Here is an 18,389-nt window from a genome sequence, read left to right as displayed (position 1 = left end):
CTCACATCATCGTTTTTTAATAAATACTAGACTTTCGCATAGCATTCAACACTACAACCGTTTCCCTTTCAGCGATTCTCATTCCAATTTTTTATCAAAAAATCATTTATTTAATGATGTTTTACCAGTTGGAAAAATTAAGTCAAAAGAAAAACCCCTTAAAGATCGCAAATTACCTAGCTAAATTCATGCCACTTTTCAAATAAAAAAATTATGTTTATTTTTTAATCAAAATGTATTCTTAGCAGGTCTAATTTTCACGCATCTTAAATAAAAGTAACTTTATGCCAAATCATATTTTTATATATTATTTTCCATTTCAATGAAATAAAAATAATAAAACACATGTTTTATAACAATAAAAGATGATTTGCACCACAAAAAAGCAAAAATAAAACTTTATGATTCATTTTAATGCATTACAAAACCAAACCTTATTTGGAACTTTATGTTAACCAATCCACATTTAAAATTATTTCAATATTTTTAATATTTAGTAAAAATATGAAAAGCTTATATATAAAAACTAAAACACTTTTACACATTTTATTCTACATTAACCGAAATCTAAAAATAGGGTTTGGCACAGCTCTTGCTAAAACGGATTTATTGAATTTTTAGAGTGGCAATCCATTTAGGGGTTAAATAATCAATGAAAAAAGCCAACTTCGCTCAACCAAGCGCTCTGCCAAAAGCGAGCAGAACCATACTTAAACTCAGTACGCTCAGTTTAAGTATGCTGTGTTTAACCATGGCTCATGCTGCTGAGGCTGAATCGCCTTCCGAGGAAAAAGCAGCCAAAGTCGTAAAAGTTGCTGTTACAGGTTCATCCATTAAGGGGGTTGCAGCACAGAGTGCATCGCCTATTACGATTATCAAAGCCGATGACCTTGCCAAGCAAGGCGTAACCACCGTTGAAGAGGCTTTAACCAAAGTCAGTGCCAACCAAGCTGGATTCGCTACTGCCCAGAATGTTGGTGCAAGTAATACCGAAGGTTCATCAGCAAATCTACGTGCATTAGGTACAGATAAGACCTTGATTTTATTGAATGGTCGTCGTCTGGCATATAGTCCATTTAGTACATCAACAACCAACCTGAATATTATCCCAATGGCTATGGTTGATCGCATTGAAATCCTCCGTGATGGAGCTTCTGCAATTTATGGTGCAGATGCGATTGCAGGTGTAATCAACTTTATTACCAAGAAGTCCTTTGAAGGATTAAATATTAGTGCTGGTTTGATCCAGCCTGAAGAAAATGAGGGAGACAAACAGGATGTCTCTATATTTGGTGGTTATGGGGATTTGGAGGAGCAAGGTTTTAATGTGATGGGCGTCATTGATTACCGCCGTTCAAATGACATTATGGCAAGTGATCGTAAAGCCAGTAAAAGAGGCGGCATTCTGCCTGAGCTAGGGATCGATGCAAGTTCAGCCAATGGTTTTCCTGCCAATTTTCGTGATCCGAAAACAGGAAAACTGGGCAACCCATATGCGAGTACAGGATGTAATAATGCTCCAAATACAGTTGCAGATGGTGGGCTGTGCTATCTAAATACACAAGCATTGATCGGTATCGTTCCAAAATCAGAAACCATTTCTGCACTCGGGCGCGGCACATTCAAATTAAATGACAATTTTAATGCCATTGGTGAATATGTTTATTCACGTAATGAAGTTACAACTTCTATTGCACCTGATGTTTATAGCCGCTCTGTTACACTTCCATCAACAAGTCCTTACTACCCAGGAAACGGAATTACACCTGCTGTCAGTGGCTTAAGTGGAGAACCTTTAGAGCTTTATTTACGTTCGCAAGCAGGTAATCGAATATCCAATCCTGTTAATGAATCACATCGAGCACTACTTGCTTTAGAGGGTGAAGCCTATGGATGGGATATCAACACTGGTGTTTCTTATGCGCGCAGTGAAGCAACAGATGGTTTTGCGGGTGGCTATCTCAATCAGAGCCAAGTACAAGCCGCTTTAAATGCAGGAAAACTGAATCCATTTGGTCCAAGTGCTGATCAAAATATATGGCAATCCTTCGAAGTTAAAGGAGATACCAATAAAGGCACCCTAACTGCAACTACATTTGACTTTAATGTCAGTCGTCCAATTTATACCCTTCCCGCTGGTGATGTCGGTTTTGCATTCGGTGGAAGCTTCAGTTCTCAAGACTGGAAAGCAAATGTTAACTCAGACATTGTAAGACAAGTCCCAGGCAGTGGAATTGATCCAGACAAACCAGAAAGTAAGGGCAAACGAGATATCACAGCCGTCTTTACTGAGCTACATATCCCTGTTACCAAAACATTAGAAGCCCAACTTGCTGCCCGTTATGATAAATACAGTGATTTTGGTGATACTTTCAATCCTAAAGTAGCCTTCCGTTGGGAGCCTTTAAAACAGTTAATGTTCCGTACTTCATACAGTACAGGTTTCCGTGCACCAAGTCTGTATGACATCAATGCACCACAGAGTAAGACCTATACAGGAGCGAAATACAATGACCCTGTACTTTGCCCAAATGGACAAGCGATCTCAGAACAATATAAGACTGAATGTAATACGCAATTTTATCGCACTCAGGGCGGAACCAAAGGTTTACAACCAGAAGAATCCACCTCAATCACGGCTGGTTTTGTAGTAGAACCCATTAAGAATCTTGTTTTCTCTGCTGACTATTACAACATCAAAATTGATGGCCTGATTAATAGTATTGGTGAAGCCATGATTTTTGGTGATCCAGAAAAATATGCAGATCGTTTCATTCGTGGTGAAGATGGCCGTCTCCAATATATCAATAGCGCATTAACCAATATGGGTGGGGTTAAAACCCAAGGGATTGACCTTGCCTTAAATTACCTATCCCCAATGACCGTAACAGGCCGCTTTGGCTTTGGAATTGATGGAACTTATATTATTAATTATGACCGACAAGAAGAAAAAGGTGGAACTTGGGACAGTTATACAGGCAAATACGATGACCCTGCAATTTTACGCTGGAAGCATGTTGCCAATGTAAATTGGAGCTATGAAAACTGGAAAATGGTATTCGAGCAAGAGTTCTACCGAGGTTATAAAGATCAAAATGAAACGGGTGATGATAAATTCGACAACCATCGTGTTAGTGACTATACCCTGTACAACATTTCAGGAACCTATAAAGGTTTTAAAAATCTAGAGCTTACTGCAGGTATAAAAAATATATTTGATGAGGAACCATCCGCATCGAATGTATTAGATAACTTCCAATATGGTTACGACCCTCGCTACAGCGATGTAACTGGGCGAGCATATTTCCTGAGAGGCACCTACAAATTTTAATAAGTTTCGCCACTGCAACATAAATTCCATTATGTCGCAGTGGTTTACCGTAATCCTATGATTCATCAAAAATTAAAGCGGTCAGTATCAATTTTTTAATTGATCCCGTCCTCCAAACGATGATGAATCCATGATTACAATTTCAGGAGTAATTATGGGCATTCCCTTTTCTGAGAGTGAAAATCAACCTGCCAAACGCCTTGTTGGTATTGGCTTGGTGTTATTTCTCCATCTCATTATCGCCTATATTCTGATGACAAGTTTAGCGACCGACTTTAGCAAGCCCGTCGACAAACCTGTAGAACTACAGATTATTCAGGACATCAAACCACCACCGCCTCCAAAACCAGAGGAACCTAAACCTAAAGAAAAGCCACCCGAGCCACCAAAAATGGTCGAAAAAGTGGCCAAGATGCCTGACCCACCGAAACAGGTGGAGAAAGTTACACCTGTACAAAAACCAGCACCTGCTCAACCAACTAAAACGGCTGTTGCTACACCAACGCCTGCGCCAGCAGCAAGTCCGAGTCCTGTTGCCGCTCCAACAGCCCCTACTGCGCCTGCAGCTCCAGCTAAACCAGCAGGAATTTCGCGTGGTGTTTCTGAAGGTGAAGCAGGATGTCAAAAACCTGAATACCCACGTGAAGCCCTGATGAATGAAGAAGAAGGTACGGTACGTATTCGTGTACTGGTTGACGGTTCAGGCAAAGTGATTGATTCGAAAGTCAAAAAGTCGAGTGGTAGTAAAAGCTTAGATAAAGCAGCAGTCAAAGCTTATAGCCTGTGTACATTTAAACCAGCAATGAAAGACGGTGTACCACAACAAGAATGGTACGAAATCGAATATCCATTCACGATTTCCTAATTAAATGCATTGAATAAACAATTTTTGGAGAATTTAAAGATGAAGAACACAGCAAAACGTATTTCTCGAATCGCAGCAATTGGCCTAATCGCAGGCACGACCTTACTACCAGTTGCAACCGTGTGGGCTGATGAGACTACGCAAACCACAGCAGTAACCACCGTAACAACTGATGCCACAGCACAAGCAGCACCAACCCCGCCACCATTACCTGCAACAGCTGAAAAAGTACATAACCCATATGGTTTAGAAGCACTTTGGCGCGAAGGTGACTTAGTCGCAAAATCAACATTATTTATCTTGGTTCTGATGTCAATTGGGACGTGGTACATCATTCTGTCGAAAGTATTTCAACAAAGTAAAATCAAGCGCCATGGCACAGAAGCTGAACGTCATTTCTGGGAAGCAGAGTCTTTAAATAGCGCTGCAGAAAGTTTAAATAGCAATAGTAGCTACCGTTATATTGCTGAAAAAGGCATCCGTTCAACCAAACATCATGATGGCACCTTATTGGAGCGTATTGATTTCAACACATGGGTGACGATCTCGATCCAACGTGCTATTGAGAAAGTACAAAGCCATCTCAGTAATGGCCTAGCCTTCCTTGCAACAGTGGGTTCAACTGCGCCATTCGTAGGATTATTTGGAACCGTTTGGGGGATTTACCATGCCCTTACTGCAATTGGTATTTCAGGCCAAGCATCGATTGATAAAGTTGCTGGCCCTGTGGGTGAGGCGTTGATTATGACCGCAATTGGTCTTGCAGTGGCCGTTCCTGCTGTGCTTGGCTATAACTGGCTAACCCGTCGTAATAAAGCAGTGATGGACAATGTTCGCTCATTTGGTTCAGACCTACATGCTGTATTACTTAGCGGTGACTTAAATAGTAATCACCCAAACCGTGATTCTAAATAAGGAACACTATTATGGGCATGATGATTAATTCAGATCAAAATGACGATGATGTCATCGGGACGATTAACACGACCCCACTGGTCGACATCATGCTGGTACTGCTGATTATCTTTTTAATCACAGTTCCAGTCGTCACACATACGGTTCCAGTAAAACTACCCGAAGAGAAAAACACACCTTATGCCACGACTCCACAAAATATCCAGCTTTCCGTCAATAAAACGGGCGATATTTTCTGGAATGAACAACACGTTGCAAATAAAGAAACTTTACTTGCTCGTTTACAAGCTGAAGCACAAAAACGTCCGCAGCCTGAGGTTCATATTCGTGGCGATCAACAGACTCACTATGAAGCAATTGATCAGGTGATCAGTACAACCCAACAAGCAGGGATTGGCAAAATTGCATTTGTCACTACCCCGCCTGCTTCTGCGCCATAACAGGAGGAATCACACATGGGTATGAATGTGGGTTCAAAGAATGATGAAGAAGATGTGATGCTCGACGTCAACATGACACCGCTGATTGATGTCATGTTGGTGTTGTTGATTATGTTTATTATCACTATCCCGATTCCAAATAATGCCATTAACATTAATTTGCCAAATGGCACGCCTCCACCGACAGAGCAAAAACCACCTGAGACCATTAATTTACGAGTTGATGCACAAGGACATATTTTTTGGAATGATCAAACGGTAGCAGATCGTTCAGCCTTAAAAGCCTTGTTTGATTCAGTCGCGCAAAAAGCCGATCAGGATCAGATTAAGTTTAAGCCTGATGCACAAGCTGAATATAAAAATATTGCGATGGTGATGGCACTCGCTCAACAGAGCAATGTCACTAAAATTGGTATCGTCAGTAATAACTAAAAAAAGAAAACAATAAATTAATCCAATAACTACAATTTTACTCCTGCGCTAACAAGTTCGCTTGTTAGCTTTTTTTATTGCCATTCAGTCTCATTCGAAATAAAGCTATCTTATTCAAAAACATGATATCTATCAATTATTTTAGTTTATTAAAATCCTTACAGATGAATTGCATTTTCCTTATTCATATGTGAAATTATAGCGATTTTCATTAAATGATAATGCTTATAAAAAGTGCATTTCATTCATCTTAATCCAATAACTGAACATCATTTTCAATAACACAAACATCAAATACGTTTCTTTTAATAAATCATGAAAAAATACTGTATTACTTTATTGCTCAGCACCTGTGCTAGCCTTGCACATTGAGCAACGACCAATACTACTTTCACCAATGAACAGTGCCAACAAGATTTCAATTTTATCGCAAACTTTTTACTAGAAAATGATGCAGGTATTCAAGCTGAAGGTTGGAAAAAATATCCAGATATCGTCATTAAGACCTTCGAAACACAACAAAATAAAATAGCCCAAATTACATCTGTTAATGATTGTGTTGAAATCATTGAACCGTTTTTACGTACGATACGCAAAGGACATCTGTGGGCAGCGGATCAATCCATCTTTAATGGTTTTCATTTGAATCCAACTTCAAGTTCAGATCAGAGATTAATCGAGACGCAAAAATTATCTGAATTCACCTCCTACATCAAAGTCACCTCTTTTCGAGAGGGAGTAAAAGAAAAGTTAGAAAATGTTATTCAAAAGAATCAGGATAATATCCGCACTGCACCCTATATCATTATTGATGTTCGTGAAAATAACGGTGGCAATGACTCAAATTATTTACCTTTAATGCAATTATTAGGTCACTATGAATACTGGTTCCAATCACCTAAACTATTCTCTACTCCAGAAAATATTAAAGCTTGGGCAATCTATAAAACACTACTCAACAATAGTTCGGACAACGAATCGATTGATGAAATCATCACAAGAATGCAAACACAACCATGGAATTGGGTTAGTCTATTTGATACGGATGAAATTAAGCACACCATTAACAAACAGGATACTTTAGCTCACCCCCAAAAAGTGATTATCTTGATGAGTTCAGAGTGTGGAAGTTCATGCGAACAGTTTATTTTAACCGTAAAACAAAACCCCAATATCATCACAATGGGGCAAAATACCTATGGCACAATTGCAGCATCAAATATGCTAGAAAAGTTAACACCATCAAATAAAATCTACTTAAGTTATGCAGGAACTCATGTCAATTTGGGCATCAAAGATGTCGATCGTCTTGGTATTCCGCCTCAAATCAAATTGACTAAGCCCCAGAATAAAACCGCCTATGATGCTGAAGTTTCCTTGGCACAACGCTTATTAGAAAATGAAAAACTATAACGTCAATAAAGGATGAAACTAAAACTTTTCCAACTCAATCCATTGAGCAACAGGAAAATACTTTGCCAAATAAGCTTTTAAATAATCAGCGGTATCTTTCGAAATAAGTGGATCTTTCGACTCATCCTTTAAGTTATACACTAAAGCATGCAAACTCAAACCACGCTGTTTTAAAGCCTCTAAACTCAATAAGGTATGATTAATACTGCCCAAACGCCCAGAAGTCACTAAAATCACAGGAAATTGATGCTGAGCGATATAATCAATCGTCAACAATTCTGTGGTTAAAGGCACCATCAATCCACCAGCACCTTCTAACAATACGACCTCAAACCGCTGAGCCAATTCTTTGGTTGCAGCTTCAATTTTCGCGAAATCTAAATCTCGTCCATCCAAACGTGTCGCCAAATGCGGTGATGCTGGATAAGTAAAAATCTCAGGCATGGTCAGCTTTTCATGATCTTCTTGAAACCAGCCACTGCCCATAATTTCACGGTGTTTTTCAATATCTTCCGAGATATCTACATTCCCAGTTTGTACCAACTTCTGAGTAATGACACGCTGCCCCTGTTCTGTCCAAAGTTTGGCAAGATAACCTGTGGCATAAGTTTTACCAATTTCAGTATCAATACCGCTGACAAAATAAATTGCTGCACTCATGCTATTCTCCGCGCAATCACATAAATCGGATGATAAGTCAGGCTGAAACCCTGCTCATCATAAAACTGTTGATAATCTGAATAAAATTGCTGCAAGGATTGCTTGGTCCAGCGATGCGATTGAGCTGTTGCCGTTACACCTGTTGCCTTTAAATGCTGTAATACAGATTTTGGATGATCAAAATAAACCTGCTTATGATCTTGCTGTATCAATAGGATTTCAAAACCTTGCTGTTCAAGCTGTCGCTTTAAAGATTCTAAGCTAATATAATTTAAGCCTTGCCCTGTTAGCTGCTTAATTTCAGTTAGATTGTCTGGCCCAAAAGTAGAAAAACCGAAATATGCATTGGGTTTTAACACAGCATGAATTCGCTGCAATAATCTAGGCAGATCAATCATCCACTGTAATGCTGAACTGGAAATCACTGCATCTAAGGACTGAGGTAAAGTCAGCTGTTCAACATCTCCGATCAGCCAATTCACAGCTTTAAAATGTATAAAATGCTGCTCAACATCTTCATACAAGTCATTTAAGAACAGCTGTTCAACCTGAAAATGAGATTGAAATAAATGGGTTAAATTGCCAGAACCGCAGCCAATCTCAAAGACTGAACCCAAACTTTGCGGACAATACACTTTAAGGTATTCAAATAACTGCGCACTAATCTGTTTTTGTACCACAGCATGCTCGACATAGCTTTGCCCTGCTTTGGCAAAACGTTGAGCAACCAGTGCTTTATTGATGCTCACAAATACTCCACCAATTGTTCCAATTCATTTTTTTGCACCAAAGAGGTTAATGAAATACGCAGGCGTGAACTATTTTGCGGTACTGTTGGTGGGCGTACCGGCATGGCATAAAAACCTTGTTGTTGTACATAGCGTGCTTTTTCAATTGCAGCTTGGCTTTCACCCAAAATAATCGGAATGATATGACTGCTCGATGGGCTTGAAAAACCTTTCCTAATCACTGCTTGCTGTAAATATTGGCTAATCTCAGCCAGATGCTGACGCTGTTGCCGCATGCTCAACACTTTATGAAAAATAAAATCTGACCATGCCATCGAGATTGGCGGCAAAGCGGTACTAAAAATCAACGGACGCATTTTATTAATCAGATAGTCACGGATAATCGAATCACAAATGATATAACCGCCCACTGATGCAATTGCTTTACCAAAGGTTCCAACCAAGAAATCAATCTGATCCAATACACCATATTGTTCAGCACAACCCAGACCTTGCTCCCCCCTGACGCCAATCGCATGTGCTTCATCAACATACAACATGGTTTTGGCAAAACTTTGCTTTAACTGAGCCAATGCAGCTAAATCAGTCTCGTCACCATCCATACTAAAAATACTTTCGGTCACCACAATAATGCGTTCAACTTGCTCATCTTGATGATACTTTTGCAATAACTGTTCCAGATGCAGCAAATCATTATGACGATAACGAACATATTGAGCAGTCGACAGACGAATCCCATCAATCATACTGGCATGCACCAGTTTATCGGCCAAAATCACGGTTTTGCTATCACACAAGGCAGGCAAAATACCGATATTCATGTGGTAGCCACTATTGAAGAGTAAGGCAGCACGACAAAAGGCTTTGCTTAGGCTATTTTCAAATTGTTCATATTCTGCAAAATTACCCGTAAGCAAACGTGAAGAAGATGAACTAAAGAGCGCTCGTTCGATTTTCAGCGTATCAAGAAATTCTTCTCTTAAATGCAAATCAGCAGCCAAGCCCAAATAATCATTAGAGGCTAGATTCAACATAGTTCGATCTTGAATGGCAATCCATCGTCCAGACTGTTGATTTGAAGTAAATTGACGAAAATTACCTTGCTGCTTGAGTTGGTCAAGCTGCTCAGCATAATGATCAAGCAAGGACATTCACATTTACTCCTTGCATATTTTTCACCACTTCACTCATCTGTGTTAATAGATAATGTAGCTCGTCATCACTAATCACATACGGTGGCATTACATAGACCAATTTCCCAAATGGGCGTACCCAAATACCACGTTCAACAAACTGCTGCTGTAAGGTTTTCATGTCGACATTAGATGTCAATTCAACCACACCAATCGCACCTAAAACACGTACATTAGCAACGTGATCGAGCTGAGCTAAATCTGTTAATTGTTCAGCCAGAATCTTTTCAATCCGTTGAATATTGGCTTGCCAATCTTGCTCAACCAATAATTGCGTACTTCTTAATGCTACTGCACAAGCCAGCGGATTCGCCATAAAGGTTGGGCCATGCATAAACACACCTGCTTCACCACGACTAATGGTTTCAGCCACTTGCTTAGTGGTCAAGGTTGCAGACAGCGTCATATAACCGCCCGTTAAACCTTTGCCAATACACATAATATCGGGTTCAACTTGGGCATGTTCCCAAGCAAACATTTTACCTGTGCGCCCAAAACCTGTCGCAATCTCATCAAAGATCAATAACAAGTTATATTGCTCACATAAGGCCTTGGCTTGACGTAAATATTCAGGATGATAAAAACGCATCCCTCCCGCACCTTGTACAATCGGTTCGATAATCAGTGCAGCAATACTCTGATGATGCTGTTCAATCTGCTGTTTGAGCTGCTGAATATCTTGTGGATCCCATTCACCATCGAAGCGGCTTTGTGGCGCGGGTACAAAAATTCGATTTGGTAAACTTGTACCAAAAATTTGATGCATCCCCGTGACTGGATCACACACAGACATCGCATTCCAGGTGTCACCATGATAACCAGAACGGGTAGTAATAAAATTGGTTTTCTCTGGTTTGTTTAATGCAGCCCAATATTGAACTGCCATTTTTAACGCTACTTCTACGGCAACAGAACCTGAGTCTGCGTAGAAAATCTTATCTAAGTTCGGCGGCGTAATTTTTAATAATAATTTACCTAATTCAATTGCAGGTTCGTGGGTCAAACCACCGAACATGATATGCGCCATGTTTTGTAATTGATCTGAAACTGCTTGGTTTAGTTCAGGATGGTTATAGCCATGAATTGCACACCACCATGATGACATGCCATCAACTAAAGTTCGACCATCTTCTAATTCAATCGTCGCACTATAGGCACGTTTAACTTTAAAAGTTGGCAGTGGATTTAACATCGAAGTATAGGGATGCCATATATGTTCTAAATCAAATGGGTCTGTCATCCTTTATTTACTCCTCATCCTAAGCCAATTAAATTCATGGCAGTTTCTACCATCATGGAGGCGGCATGGATGCCGCCTGTTAAGCTGTGGTATCAAGGATGTACCATCAGCTTAACAAATGCCTTTGCTTACTTTGGGCGAAACCAAAGTAAGTCTAGCTGAAAGCTTATCCTGAAATTAAATTAAAACTCAGTACGACTCCGCCTTAAACAGATTTAAAATCTGTATGCATAATCTTAAACTTGTCAAAATCTAAAATATATTGCGAGAACTTTCAATTCAAGCAAGATTAAACCGTCTATTGAATAAAATCTTCAATTATTTGCACAGTCTGCTCAACCATAAAACATGGAAAACCATGTGAAGCGCCATCGATCGAAACAACAGATAGATTCTTTGCAGCCAAATCTTTAGTTTTTTGCATAACTTGGTAAGGAACTAAAGCATCATGCTCGGCAAAGACATGCAACTGTCTACCCTGATAATTTTCATACAACTCAACCAGTTTTAATTGCTCCAGCAACTGCAATCCGTCCCTAAGCAATGCTATCGGCTGTGGACGAATCAATTTCTGCATAGCCAAAAAGTCTTTTTTTGCTGAACTGGCACCTTGACACACCAATAAGCCAAACCGTTTTAGCGTGGTAATAGCATCCTGTTCAAATGACTGTTTGAATTGGGTAAAGGTTTCAACAGGCATGGCAGTCATCCAATCTGCTTGTTCCACAAAACATGGATTCGATGCTAAAGTGATTAAAACTTTCTGCTCAGCATATTGTTGTTGAATTTGATCGACCAATAAAGTTGCCAGTTGTCCGCCAAGCGACCATCCGACAATCACATCAAACTTCACTGCAAGTTCGACATGCTGTTGCAAAATGTCATTATCCAGCGCATTAAAGATATTTATCCGCTCAACACTATGTCCCTTTTGTTCTAAAGCCTCATGTAAAGGTTTTAATAATTCGGAACCACCACCCCATCCTGTGATGAGTAGAATCTTATAGATCACGCGTTTGCTCAATTCCAAAAACTTCAACACAGTATACGCTGATTAACATTCGTTATTATTTTCCAAATCTACCAAAAGCTGCGCTGGAATCACTTGCTCCCAATGTTGCTTGAACTGTCGATGAACTTGATCAATATCAAAGCAACTATTTCTCGCCACCTGCTGAGCATGAGCAATATCTTTGGCACGCATATAAGCGAGCAAATAATAATCGCCATTCAATTCAAGTTGAAACCAAGATTCAACAGTTACCCCTTCAGCTTGAAGTGTTTGAATGGCTTCGGCTTTACGTTGTTGAATTTCTCGCTGCCAAGCCTCGACCTCAGCCTGCCTATTTGCTTTTAATTTAATCAGAACTGCACCAACATCCATTGATTTTCCTTTTCTTTTTCTAAATCGCTATTCAATTTAAATATATAAAGCAGAGCAAAACCCTGTAAAGAATTTTCTACCACATCCAATCTCTAAATTTGCTAAAGTAGCTGCTATTACACTTTGAGATCAACATGATGAATACGATAAAGTCCAAAGTTCTCGTTTTATGTAGTTCACTTTTTTTACTCAGCGCACCAACACTCAGTAGCGCACAAAGTACCTTATTTTCTAAGCAAGATACTGCACAAAAAGAATGGGTTGGACAGTCTGCGCCAGACTTTAAACTGCAAGATCAAACTGGCAAATGGCACACCTTAAATCAATATAAAGGCAAATGGGTGGTGCTATATTTCTACCCTAAAGACAACACAGCAGGTTGTACCCAAGAAGCCAATCAATTTAAATCACTCTACCCTCAATTTACCAAATCAAATGCTGTGGTACTGGGTGTCAGTCTAGATGATGTTGCATCACATCAAAAATTCTCAGAAAAGCTCGGTCTGCCATTCCCAATTCTTGCTGATGATAAAGGTGAACTGGCAACTAAATTTGGTATTGTTCGAAACTTGGGTATTACTAAAATTGCCAAACGCGAGAGTTTTTTGATTAATCCTCAAGGTGCGGTGATGTATCACTACACCAGTGTGAATACTCAAACTCATGCCGATCAAGTGTTGAAGGATTTAAAAACCTTACAAAGCAAATAATCGCTTCAAATATCTCGAGTCAATTTCTGGATTGATCATCTGCCTAGTTTTTTAAAGACTAGGCATTTTTATACGTGTTTAAAAATCAATGCCATTGGAATCATCAATTGGATTCTGATCCAGTGTAAACACAGTCCGTTGATACGGAATACCTTCCAGATCATAGACCTGATAAACACAATCAAATAACAGCTGTAGGTCTTCACTGCGATCCATTGCCCGTGCCGTCAGAAAAATTGGGCTAACCGCACCATTGTCCAGAATCGGAATGTAATTGAGATGTGGAAAGCGAATGGTATCGGCACTGGCAGGAATCACACATAAACCTTCACCTGCGGCCACCAACCCTAAGGCCAGTTGAATTTCCCGTACTTCATGCATATTTTTTGGCACGAGACTATGCTCGGCAAAGATATTCAGCAGTTGCGTCGAAAAATTCGGTTTCGGCGAAGTGGGATACATAAACATCTTCTCATCAATCAGATCTGCGAGATATACCCCTTCCGTCCGCTGTGCAATCGGATGACTGGTATGCGCTGCTACAACCAAACGCTCCTTCCGCAATAAAATCCGTCTGACCGCAGGATCACTAATCCGCAAGCGTCCAAAGCCTACATCAATGCGTCCTTCTTTTAAGGCTTGCAGCTGTTCTGTAGTACTCATTTCTACCAATTGAATATTGAGATGTGGCTGCTGTTGTCTAAATAAATAAATGATCCGAGGTAATAATCCATACAGTAACGATCCGACAAAACCAATCGTGACACTGCGTTCAATCAGTCCAATCCGTTTCGTCATACTTTTAATTTCTTCAGCATTAGACAAAAGTTTAATCGCATGCTGATAAAAGAAATGTCCCGCAGGTGTGGTTTGTAGAGGTCGGCTGCCCCGCTCAAACAGTTGAATACCCAACTCACTTTCCAAATTTTGAATCTGCCGACTCAAAGGTGGTTGAGCAATAAATAGTTTTTCTGCAGCCTTGGTGAAGCTTTGTTCTTCAACAACTGCAACAAAATACCGTAAATGACGTAATTCCATGAGGTTTCCATACCTTTAAGATATATAAAAATATAAATTCGGTCTTAGACAGAGTTTACTCATTCTTTTAAGGTATAGACAAGAGATAAACCGATGAAGTTATGAATCGCTTCCGCTAGATTCCAGCTGCCCACATTCATCCTTATCGGTTCAAGCCACAACACAACATATTAGGATATCGAGACGCTTTAAGCGCAACTCGATGACTTCCACAGTTTTGGAAAGTCGGAGAACGGACATGCCACGTATTCCTGTAATCAATACCAGCCATCTTGACCGCATTGATGAATTACTGGTCGATAATATCGACACCGGTGAATTTAAACTACATCGATCAGTATTTACCGATCAAGCCCTATTTGACCTTGAAATGAAATACATTTTTGAAGGCAATTGGGTTTATCTTGCACATGAAAGTCAAATCCCCAATAACAACGATTTCTACACCACTCATATTGGCCGTCAACCTGTCATCATCGCCCGTAATCGTAACGGCGAACTGAACGCCATGATCAATGCTTGTTCGCATCGTGGTGCCCAACTTTGCCGTCATAAACGCGGGAACAAAGCCACTTACACTTGCCCTTTCCACGGTTGGACCTTTAACAACTCAGGCAAACTCCTCAAAGTTAAAGACCCAAGTGAAGCTGGCTACTCAGATTGCTTTAACCAAGATGGCTCACATGACCTGAAAAAAGTCGCACGTTTTGAAAACTACAAAGGTTTCTTGTTTGGCAGTCTCAATCCAGATGTGCCTTCACTTGAAGAGTTTTTGGGTGAAACCAGCAAAATCATCGACATGATTGTCGATCAATCCGAGCATGGTTTAGAAGTTCTACGCGGTACATCATCCTATACTTATGAAGGGAATTGGAAACTCACCGCTGAAAATGGTGCTGATGGTTATCACGTTTCAGCAGTGCACTGGAACTATGCCGCAACCACACAACACCGCAAAGAAACACAGACAGCCGATAATATTCGTGCCATGAGCGCAGGTTCTTGGGGCAAGCAAGGCGGTGGTTCTTATGGCTTTGAAAATGGTCATATGTTGCTATGGACGCAATGGGCCAATCCAGAAGATCGCCCAAACTTCCCTAAAGCAGATGAATATACCGAGAAATACGGTGCCGCGATGTCGAAATGGATGATTGAGCGCTCGCGTAATCTGTGCCTCTATCCAAACGTGTATTTGATGGATCAGTTCGGTTCGCAAATTCGTGTATTGCGCCCTATTTCGGTCGATCGGACTGAAGTGACAATCTACTGTATTGCACCAAAAGGTGAAGCGCCAGAGGCGCGTGCGCGTCGTATTCGTCAATACGAAGATTTCTTTAATGCCTCAGGCATGGCCACACCCGATGATCTAGAAGAATTCCGTGCCTGTCAGGCTGGTTATGCAGGCATCGCGCTGGAATGGAATGACATGTGCCGTGGTTCAAAACACTGGATTTATGGCCCCGATGATGCAGCCAATGAAATTGGTCTCAAACCGATGTTAAGCGGAATTAAAACCGAAGATGAAGGCCTCTATCTGGCGCAACATCAATACTGGCTGCATACCATGAAACACGCCATTGTCGCTGAGAAGCAAATCGCGGCTCAAGGAGAAAACGCATGAGTATTCAAGACAAAAGCAGCTTGGAAAATATTGCCCAGTTTCTCTACCGTGAAGCACGCTTTTTAGATGATGAACAATGGGATGATTGGCTCAATTGCTACGCGCCTGAAGCCAGTTTTTGGATGCCAGCCTGGGATGACAACGATCAACTCACTGAAGATCCACAAGCTGAAATCTCGCTAATTTATTACCCAGATCGCCAAGGTTTAGAAGACCGTGTGTTTCGAATCAAAACTGAACGTTCTTCTGCCACCATGCCTGACACCCGTACTTGCCACAATATTGCCAATATTGAAGTGATTGAACGCGACGGAGATAAGCTCACCGTTCGCTTCAACTGGAATACCTTGAGCTTCCGTTATAAAACCACCTATAGCTACTTTGGCATGTCACGTTATGTGATTGATTGTTCTGGTGCTGAAGCAAAAATTCTAAGCAAGTATGTGGTGCTTAAAAATGACTATATCAATCAAGTGATTGATATCTATCACCTGTAAAAATAGCTCTCCTCAGCCAAATGGACTGTTGGTTGAGGTCCCAAATTTAAATTATTTTGTAGGATACGTCTCATGTCAAACCACAATGTAGCACTTCAATTTGAAGATGGTGTGACGCGTTTTATCAGTGTCGCTCAAGGTGAAACCCTGTCCGATGCAGCCTATCGCCAAAAAATTAATATCCCATTGGACTGCCGTGACGGTGCCTGTGGTACTTGCCGTGCATTCTGCGAATCTGGTAGTTATGACATGCCAGAAGAAACTTATATCGAAGATGCCCTTACCCCAGAAGAAGCAGAACAAGGTTATATTCTGGCGTGCCAATGTCGTCCAAGCTCAGATGCTGTATTCCAAATTCAGGCATCATCTGATGTATGTAAAACCGAAATTCATTCTTTCCAAGGCACATTGGCTCGGGTAGAAAATCTTTCTGACTCGACCATTACCTTCGATATTCAACTGGATGAAGGTCAACCCGATATTCATTTCCTTGCAGGACAGTATGTCAATGTCGCTATTCCTGAAACAGGTGAAACCCGTTCATATTCATTTAGCTCAAAACCAGGCAATCGTTTAACTGGTTTTGTGGTGCGAAATGTTCCAAACGGCAAGATGAGTGATTTCTTGAGTAAAACTGCGCAAGCAGGCAACAAAATGACTTTTACTGGTCCCTTTGGCAGCTTTTATCTGCGTAATGTTACTCGTCCTATTCTTATGCTCGCAGGTGGTACAGGCATTGCTCCTTTTATGTCGATGTTGCAGGTGCTTGAAGAAAAAGGTTCAACCCAACCTGTACGTTTAGTGTTTGGTGTGACCAACGATTTTGATCTGGTGGCTTTGGAGAAATTAGCAGAATTACAGGCGCAATTCCCTTGGTTTGAATATCGGACTGTGGTTGCCCATCCTGACAGTCAGCATGCGCGTAAAGGCTATGTCACAGGCCATATCGAATCTGAATGGCTAAACGGTGGTGATGTTGATGTTTATCTGTGTGGCCCTGTACCTATGGTCGAAGCGGTCCGTGGCTGGTTAGATGCTGAACAGATCAAACCAGCTAATTTCCTGTTCGAAAAGTTCTCTGCGAATTAATAGCTACAGGAAAACCAAGCCATGTCTCAAACTCAAAGATTTAAGCATAAAGTGGTAATTGTCACAGGCAGTGCTCAGGGCATTGGCCGTGGGGTTGCACTACAACTGGCGGCAGAAGGTGCCCAACTGGTTCTGGCAGATCGTTCTGATTATGTGCAGGACGTACTGATTGAAGTCAAAGCCTTGGGTGCTGATGCCATTACCATTCAAGCCGATCTGGAAAGCTTTGCAGGCGCACAAAGTGTGGTTGCCAAAGCCATTGAGCAGTTTGGTCGAGTTGATGTGCTGATCAACAATGTCGGTGGTGCAATCTGGATGAAACCTTTTCAGGAATTTTCTGAACAGGAAATTATCAAGGAAGTGAATCGCTCGTTGTTTCCGACTTTATGGTGCTGCCGAGCGGTCTTGCCTGCAATGATTCAGCAACAGGCAGGTGTTATCGTCAATGTTTCATCGATTGCGACTCGTGGGATTAACCGTATTCCCTACTCTGCTGCCAAAGGTGGTGTCAATGCACTGACAGCATCGTTGGCCTTTGAACATGCCAAAGATGGAATTCGCGTCAATGCCATCGCCACTGGTGGAACCGAAGCCCCACCTCGCAAAGTACCACGCAATAACAACCCACTCAGTCAAAAAGAAAAAGACTGGATGCAACAAGTGGTGGATCAAACCATAGATCGTACTTTTATGGGCCGTTATGGCAGCATTGAGGAACAGGTCAAAGCGATTGTCTTTGTTGCGTCCGATGATGCCTCCTATATCACGGGTAGCGTCATCCCTGTGGGAGGTGGGGATCAGGGTTAGCCCTG

18 protein-coding genes are annotated in these 18,389 nt (G+C 41.0%); 11 read left to right on the top strand and 7 right to left on the bottom strand.

Annotated elements, in window-relative coordinates:
- Positions 1-652: 652 nt before the first annotated feature.
- The 6 genes from F3J02_RS04880 to F3J02_RS04855 all read left to right on the top strand — a co-directional run bounded on the left by F3J02_RS04880 (position 653) and on the right by F3J02_RS04855 (position 7,396).
- Positions 653-3,331 carry a TonB-dependent receptor gene (locus tag F3J02_RS04880; RefSeq protein WP_167247982.1) on the top strand — a complete coding sequence of 893 codons (2,679 nt, stop codon included), beginning with the start codon at positions 653-655 and terminating at the stop codon, positions 3,329-3,331.
- A 154-nt stretch (positions 3,332-3,485) separates the two neighbouring features.
- On the top strand, positions 3,486-4,196 hold the full coding sequence (locus F3J02_RS04875; RefSeq protein ID WP_167248372.1) for a TonB family protein: 711 nt from the start codon (positions 3,486-3,488) through the stop codon (positions 4,194-4,196).
- Between the two features lie 39 nt (positions 4,197-4,235).
- Complete coding sequence (locus F3J02_RS04870; RefSeq protein ID WP_167247981.1) at positions 4,236-5,111, top strand: MotA/TolQ/ExbB proton channel family protein; 876 nt, start codon at positions 4,236-4,238, stop codon at positions 5,109-5,111.
- 11 nt (positions 5,112-5,122) lie between these two features.
- Positions 5,123-5,551 (top strand): ExbD/TolR family protein, encoded by a 429-nt coding sequence (locus F3J02_RS04865; protein WP_167247980.1) that lies wholly within the window; start codon positions 5,123-5,125, stop codon positions 5,549-5,551.
- Between the two features lie 15 nt (positions 5,552-5,566).
- The gene (locus F3J02_RS04860) at positions 5,567-5,983 is read left to right on the top strand and encodes an ExbD/TolR family protein (RefSeq protein WP_167247979.1); all 417 of its coding nucleotides are present in this window, start codon (positions 5,567-5,569) and stop codon (positions 5,981-5,983) included.
- A gap of 642 nt (positions 5,984-6,625) precedes the next feature.
- Positions 6,626-7,396, top strand: a complete 771-nt coding sequence (locus F3J02_RS04855) for a S41 family peptidase (protein WP_228284324.1) — start codon at positions 6,626-6,628, stop codon at positions 7,394-7,396.
- An 18-nt stretch (positions 7,397-7,414) separates the two neighbouring features.
- Here F3J02_RS04855 and bioD read toward each other — a convergent pair whose 3' ends face one another.
- From bioD to F3J02_RS04825, 6 genes are all read right to left on the bottom strand, one after another.
- A complete protein-coding gene (gene bioD, locus F3J02_RS04850) occupies positions 7,415-8,056 on the bottom strand; it encodes a dethiobiotin synthase (RefSeq protein ID WP_167247978.1) in 642 nt (213 codons plus the stop codon).
- On the bottom strand, positions 8,053-8,805 hold the full coding sequence (gene bioC, locus F3J02_RS04845) for a malonyl-ACP O-methyltransferase BioC (RefSeq protein WP_167247977.1): 753 nt from the start codon (positions 8,803-8,805) through the stop codon (positions 8,053-8,055). Before bioC ends, bioD begins: the two co-directional genes overlap by 4 nt.
- The gene (locus F3J02_RS04840; protein ID WP_167247976.1) at positions 8,802-9,956 is read right to left on the bottom strand and encodes an 8-amino-7-oxononanoate synthase; all 1,155 of its coding nucleotides are present in this window, start codon (positions 9,954-9,956) and stop codon (positions 8,802-8,804) included. Before F3J02_RS04840 ends, bioC begins: the two co-directional genes overlap by 4 nt.
- The gene (bioA, locus tag F3J02_RS04835; RefSeq protein WP_167247975.1) at positions 9,943-11,238 is read right to left on the bottom strand and encodes an adenosylmethionine--8-amino-7-oxononanoate transaminase; all 1,296 of its coding nucleotides are present in this window, start codon (positions 11,236-11,238) and stop codon (positions 9,943-9,945) included. The genes F3J02_RS04840 and bioA overlap by 14 nt, the downstream gene beginning before the upstream one ends.
- A 298-nt stretch (positions 11,239-11,536) precedes the next feature.
- Positions 11,537-12,250, bottom strand: a complete 714-nt coding sequence (locus tag F3J02_RS04830; RefSeq protein ID WP_167247974.1) for a hydrolase — start codon at positions 12,248-12,250, stop codon at positions 11,537-11,539.
- Positions 12,251-12,292: 42 nt separating this feature from the next.
- Positions 12,293-12,622: a DUF6176 family protein gene (locus F3J02_RS04825; protein ID WP_167247973.1), complete on the bottom strand. Its 330-nt coding sequence runs from the start codon at positions 12,620-12,622 to the stop codon at positions 12,293-12,295.
- Between the two features lie 134 nt (positions 12,623-12,756).
- On the opposite strand from F3J02_RS04825, the gene F3J02_RS04820 reads away from it, so the two are divergent.
- On the top strand, positions 12,757-13,332 hold the full coding sequence (locus tag F3J02_RS04820; protein ID WP_167247972.1) for a peroxiredoxin: 576 nt from the start codon (positions 12,757-12,759) through the stop codon (positions 13,330-13,332).
- Positions 13,333-13,410: 78 nt separating this feature from the next.
- Here the strand turns inward: F3J02_RS04820 and F3J02_RS04815 are convergent, their stop codons facing one another.
- On the bottom strand, positions 13,411-14,370 hold the full coding sequence (locus F3J02_RS04815; RefSeq protein WP_167247971.1) for a LysR family transcriptional regulator: 960 nt from the start codon (positions 14,368-14,370) through the stop codon (positions 13,411-13,413).
- A 238-nt stretch (positions 14,371-14,608) separates the two neighbouring features.
- On the opposite strand from F3J02_RS04815, the gene benA reads away from it, so the two are divergent.
- The 4 genes from benA (at position 14,609) to benD (ending at position 18,384) form a co-directional block, all read left to right on the top strand.
- Positions 14,609-15,991: a benzoate 1,2-dioxygenase large subunit gene (gene benA, locus F3J02_RS04810; RefSeq protein ID WP_167247970.1), complete on the top strand. Its 1,383-nt coding sequence runs from the start codon at positions 14,609-14,611 to the stop codon at positions 15,989-15,991.
- Entirely contained in the window at positions 15,988-16,488 is a 501-nt protein-coding gene (gene benB / locus F3J02_RS04805) for a benzoate 1,2-dioxygenase small subunit (RefSeq protein ID WP_167247969.1), read from the top strand. Before benA ends, benB begins: the two co-directional genes overlap by 4 nt.
- Before the next feature lie 72 nt (positions 16,489-16,560).
- A complete protein-coding gene (benC, locus tag F3J02_RS04800) occupies positions 16,561-17,577 on the top strand; it encodes a benzoate 1,2-dioxygenase electron transfer component BenC (RefSeq protein ID WP_167247968.1) in 1,017 nt (338 codons plus the stop codon).
- A 21-nt stretch (positions 17,578-17,598) separates the two neighbouring features.
- The gene (gene benD / locus F3J02_RS04795; RefSeq protein ID WP_167247967.1) at positions 17,599-18,384 is read left to right on the top strand and encodes a benzoate diol dehydrogenase BenD; all 786 of its coding nucleotides are present in this window, start codon (positions 17,599-17,601) and stop codon (positions 18,382-18,384) included.
- Positions 18,385-18,389 lie beyond the last annotated feature (5 nt).

Origin of the sequence: Acinetobacter sp. Tr-809 (assembly GCF_011753255.1) — a bacterium.
Taxonomy (GTDB): Bacteria; Pseudomonadota; Gammaproteobacteria; order Pseudomonadales; family Moraxellaceae; genus Acinetobacter.
This window is presented reverse-complemented; position numbering and strand designations above follow the sequence as displayed.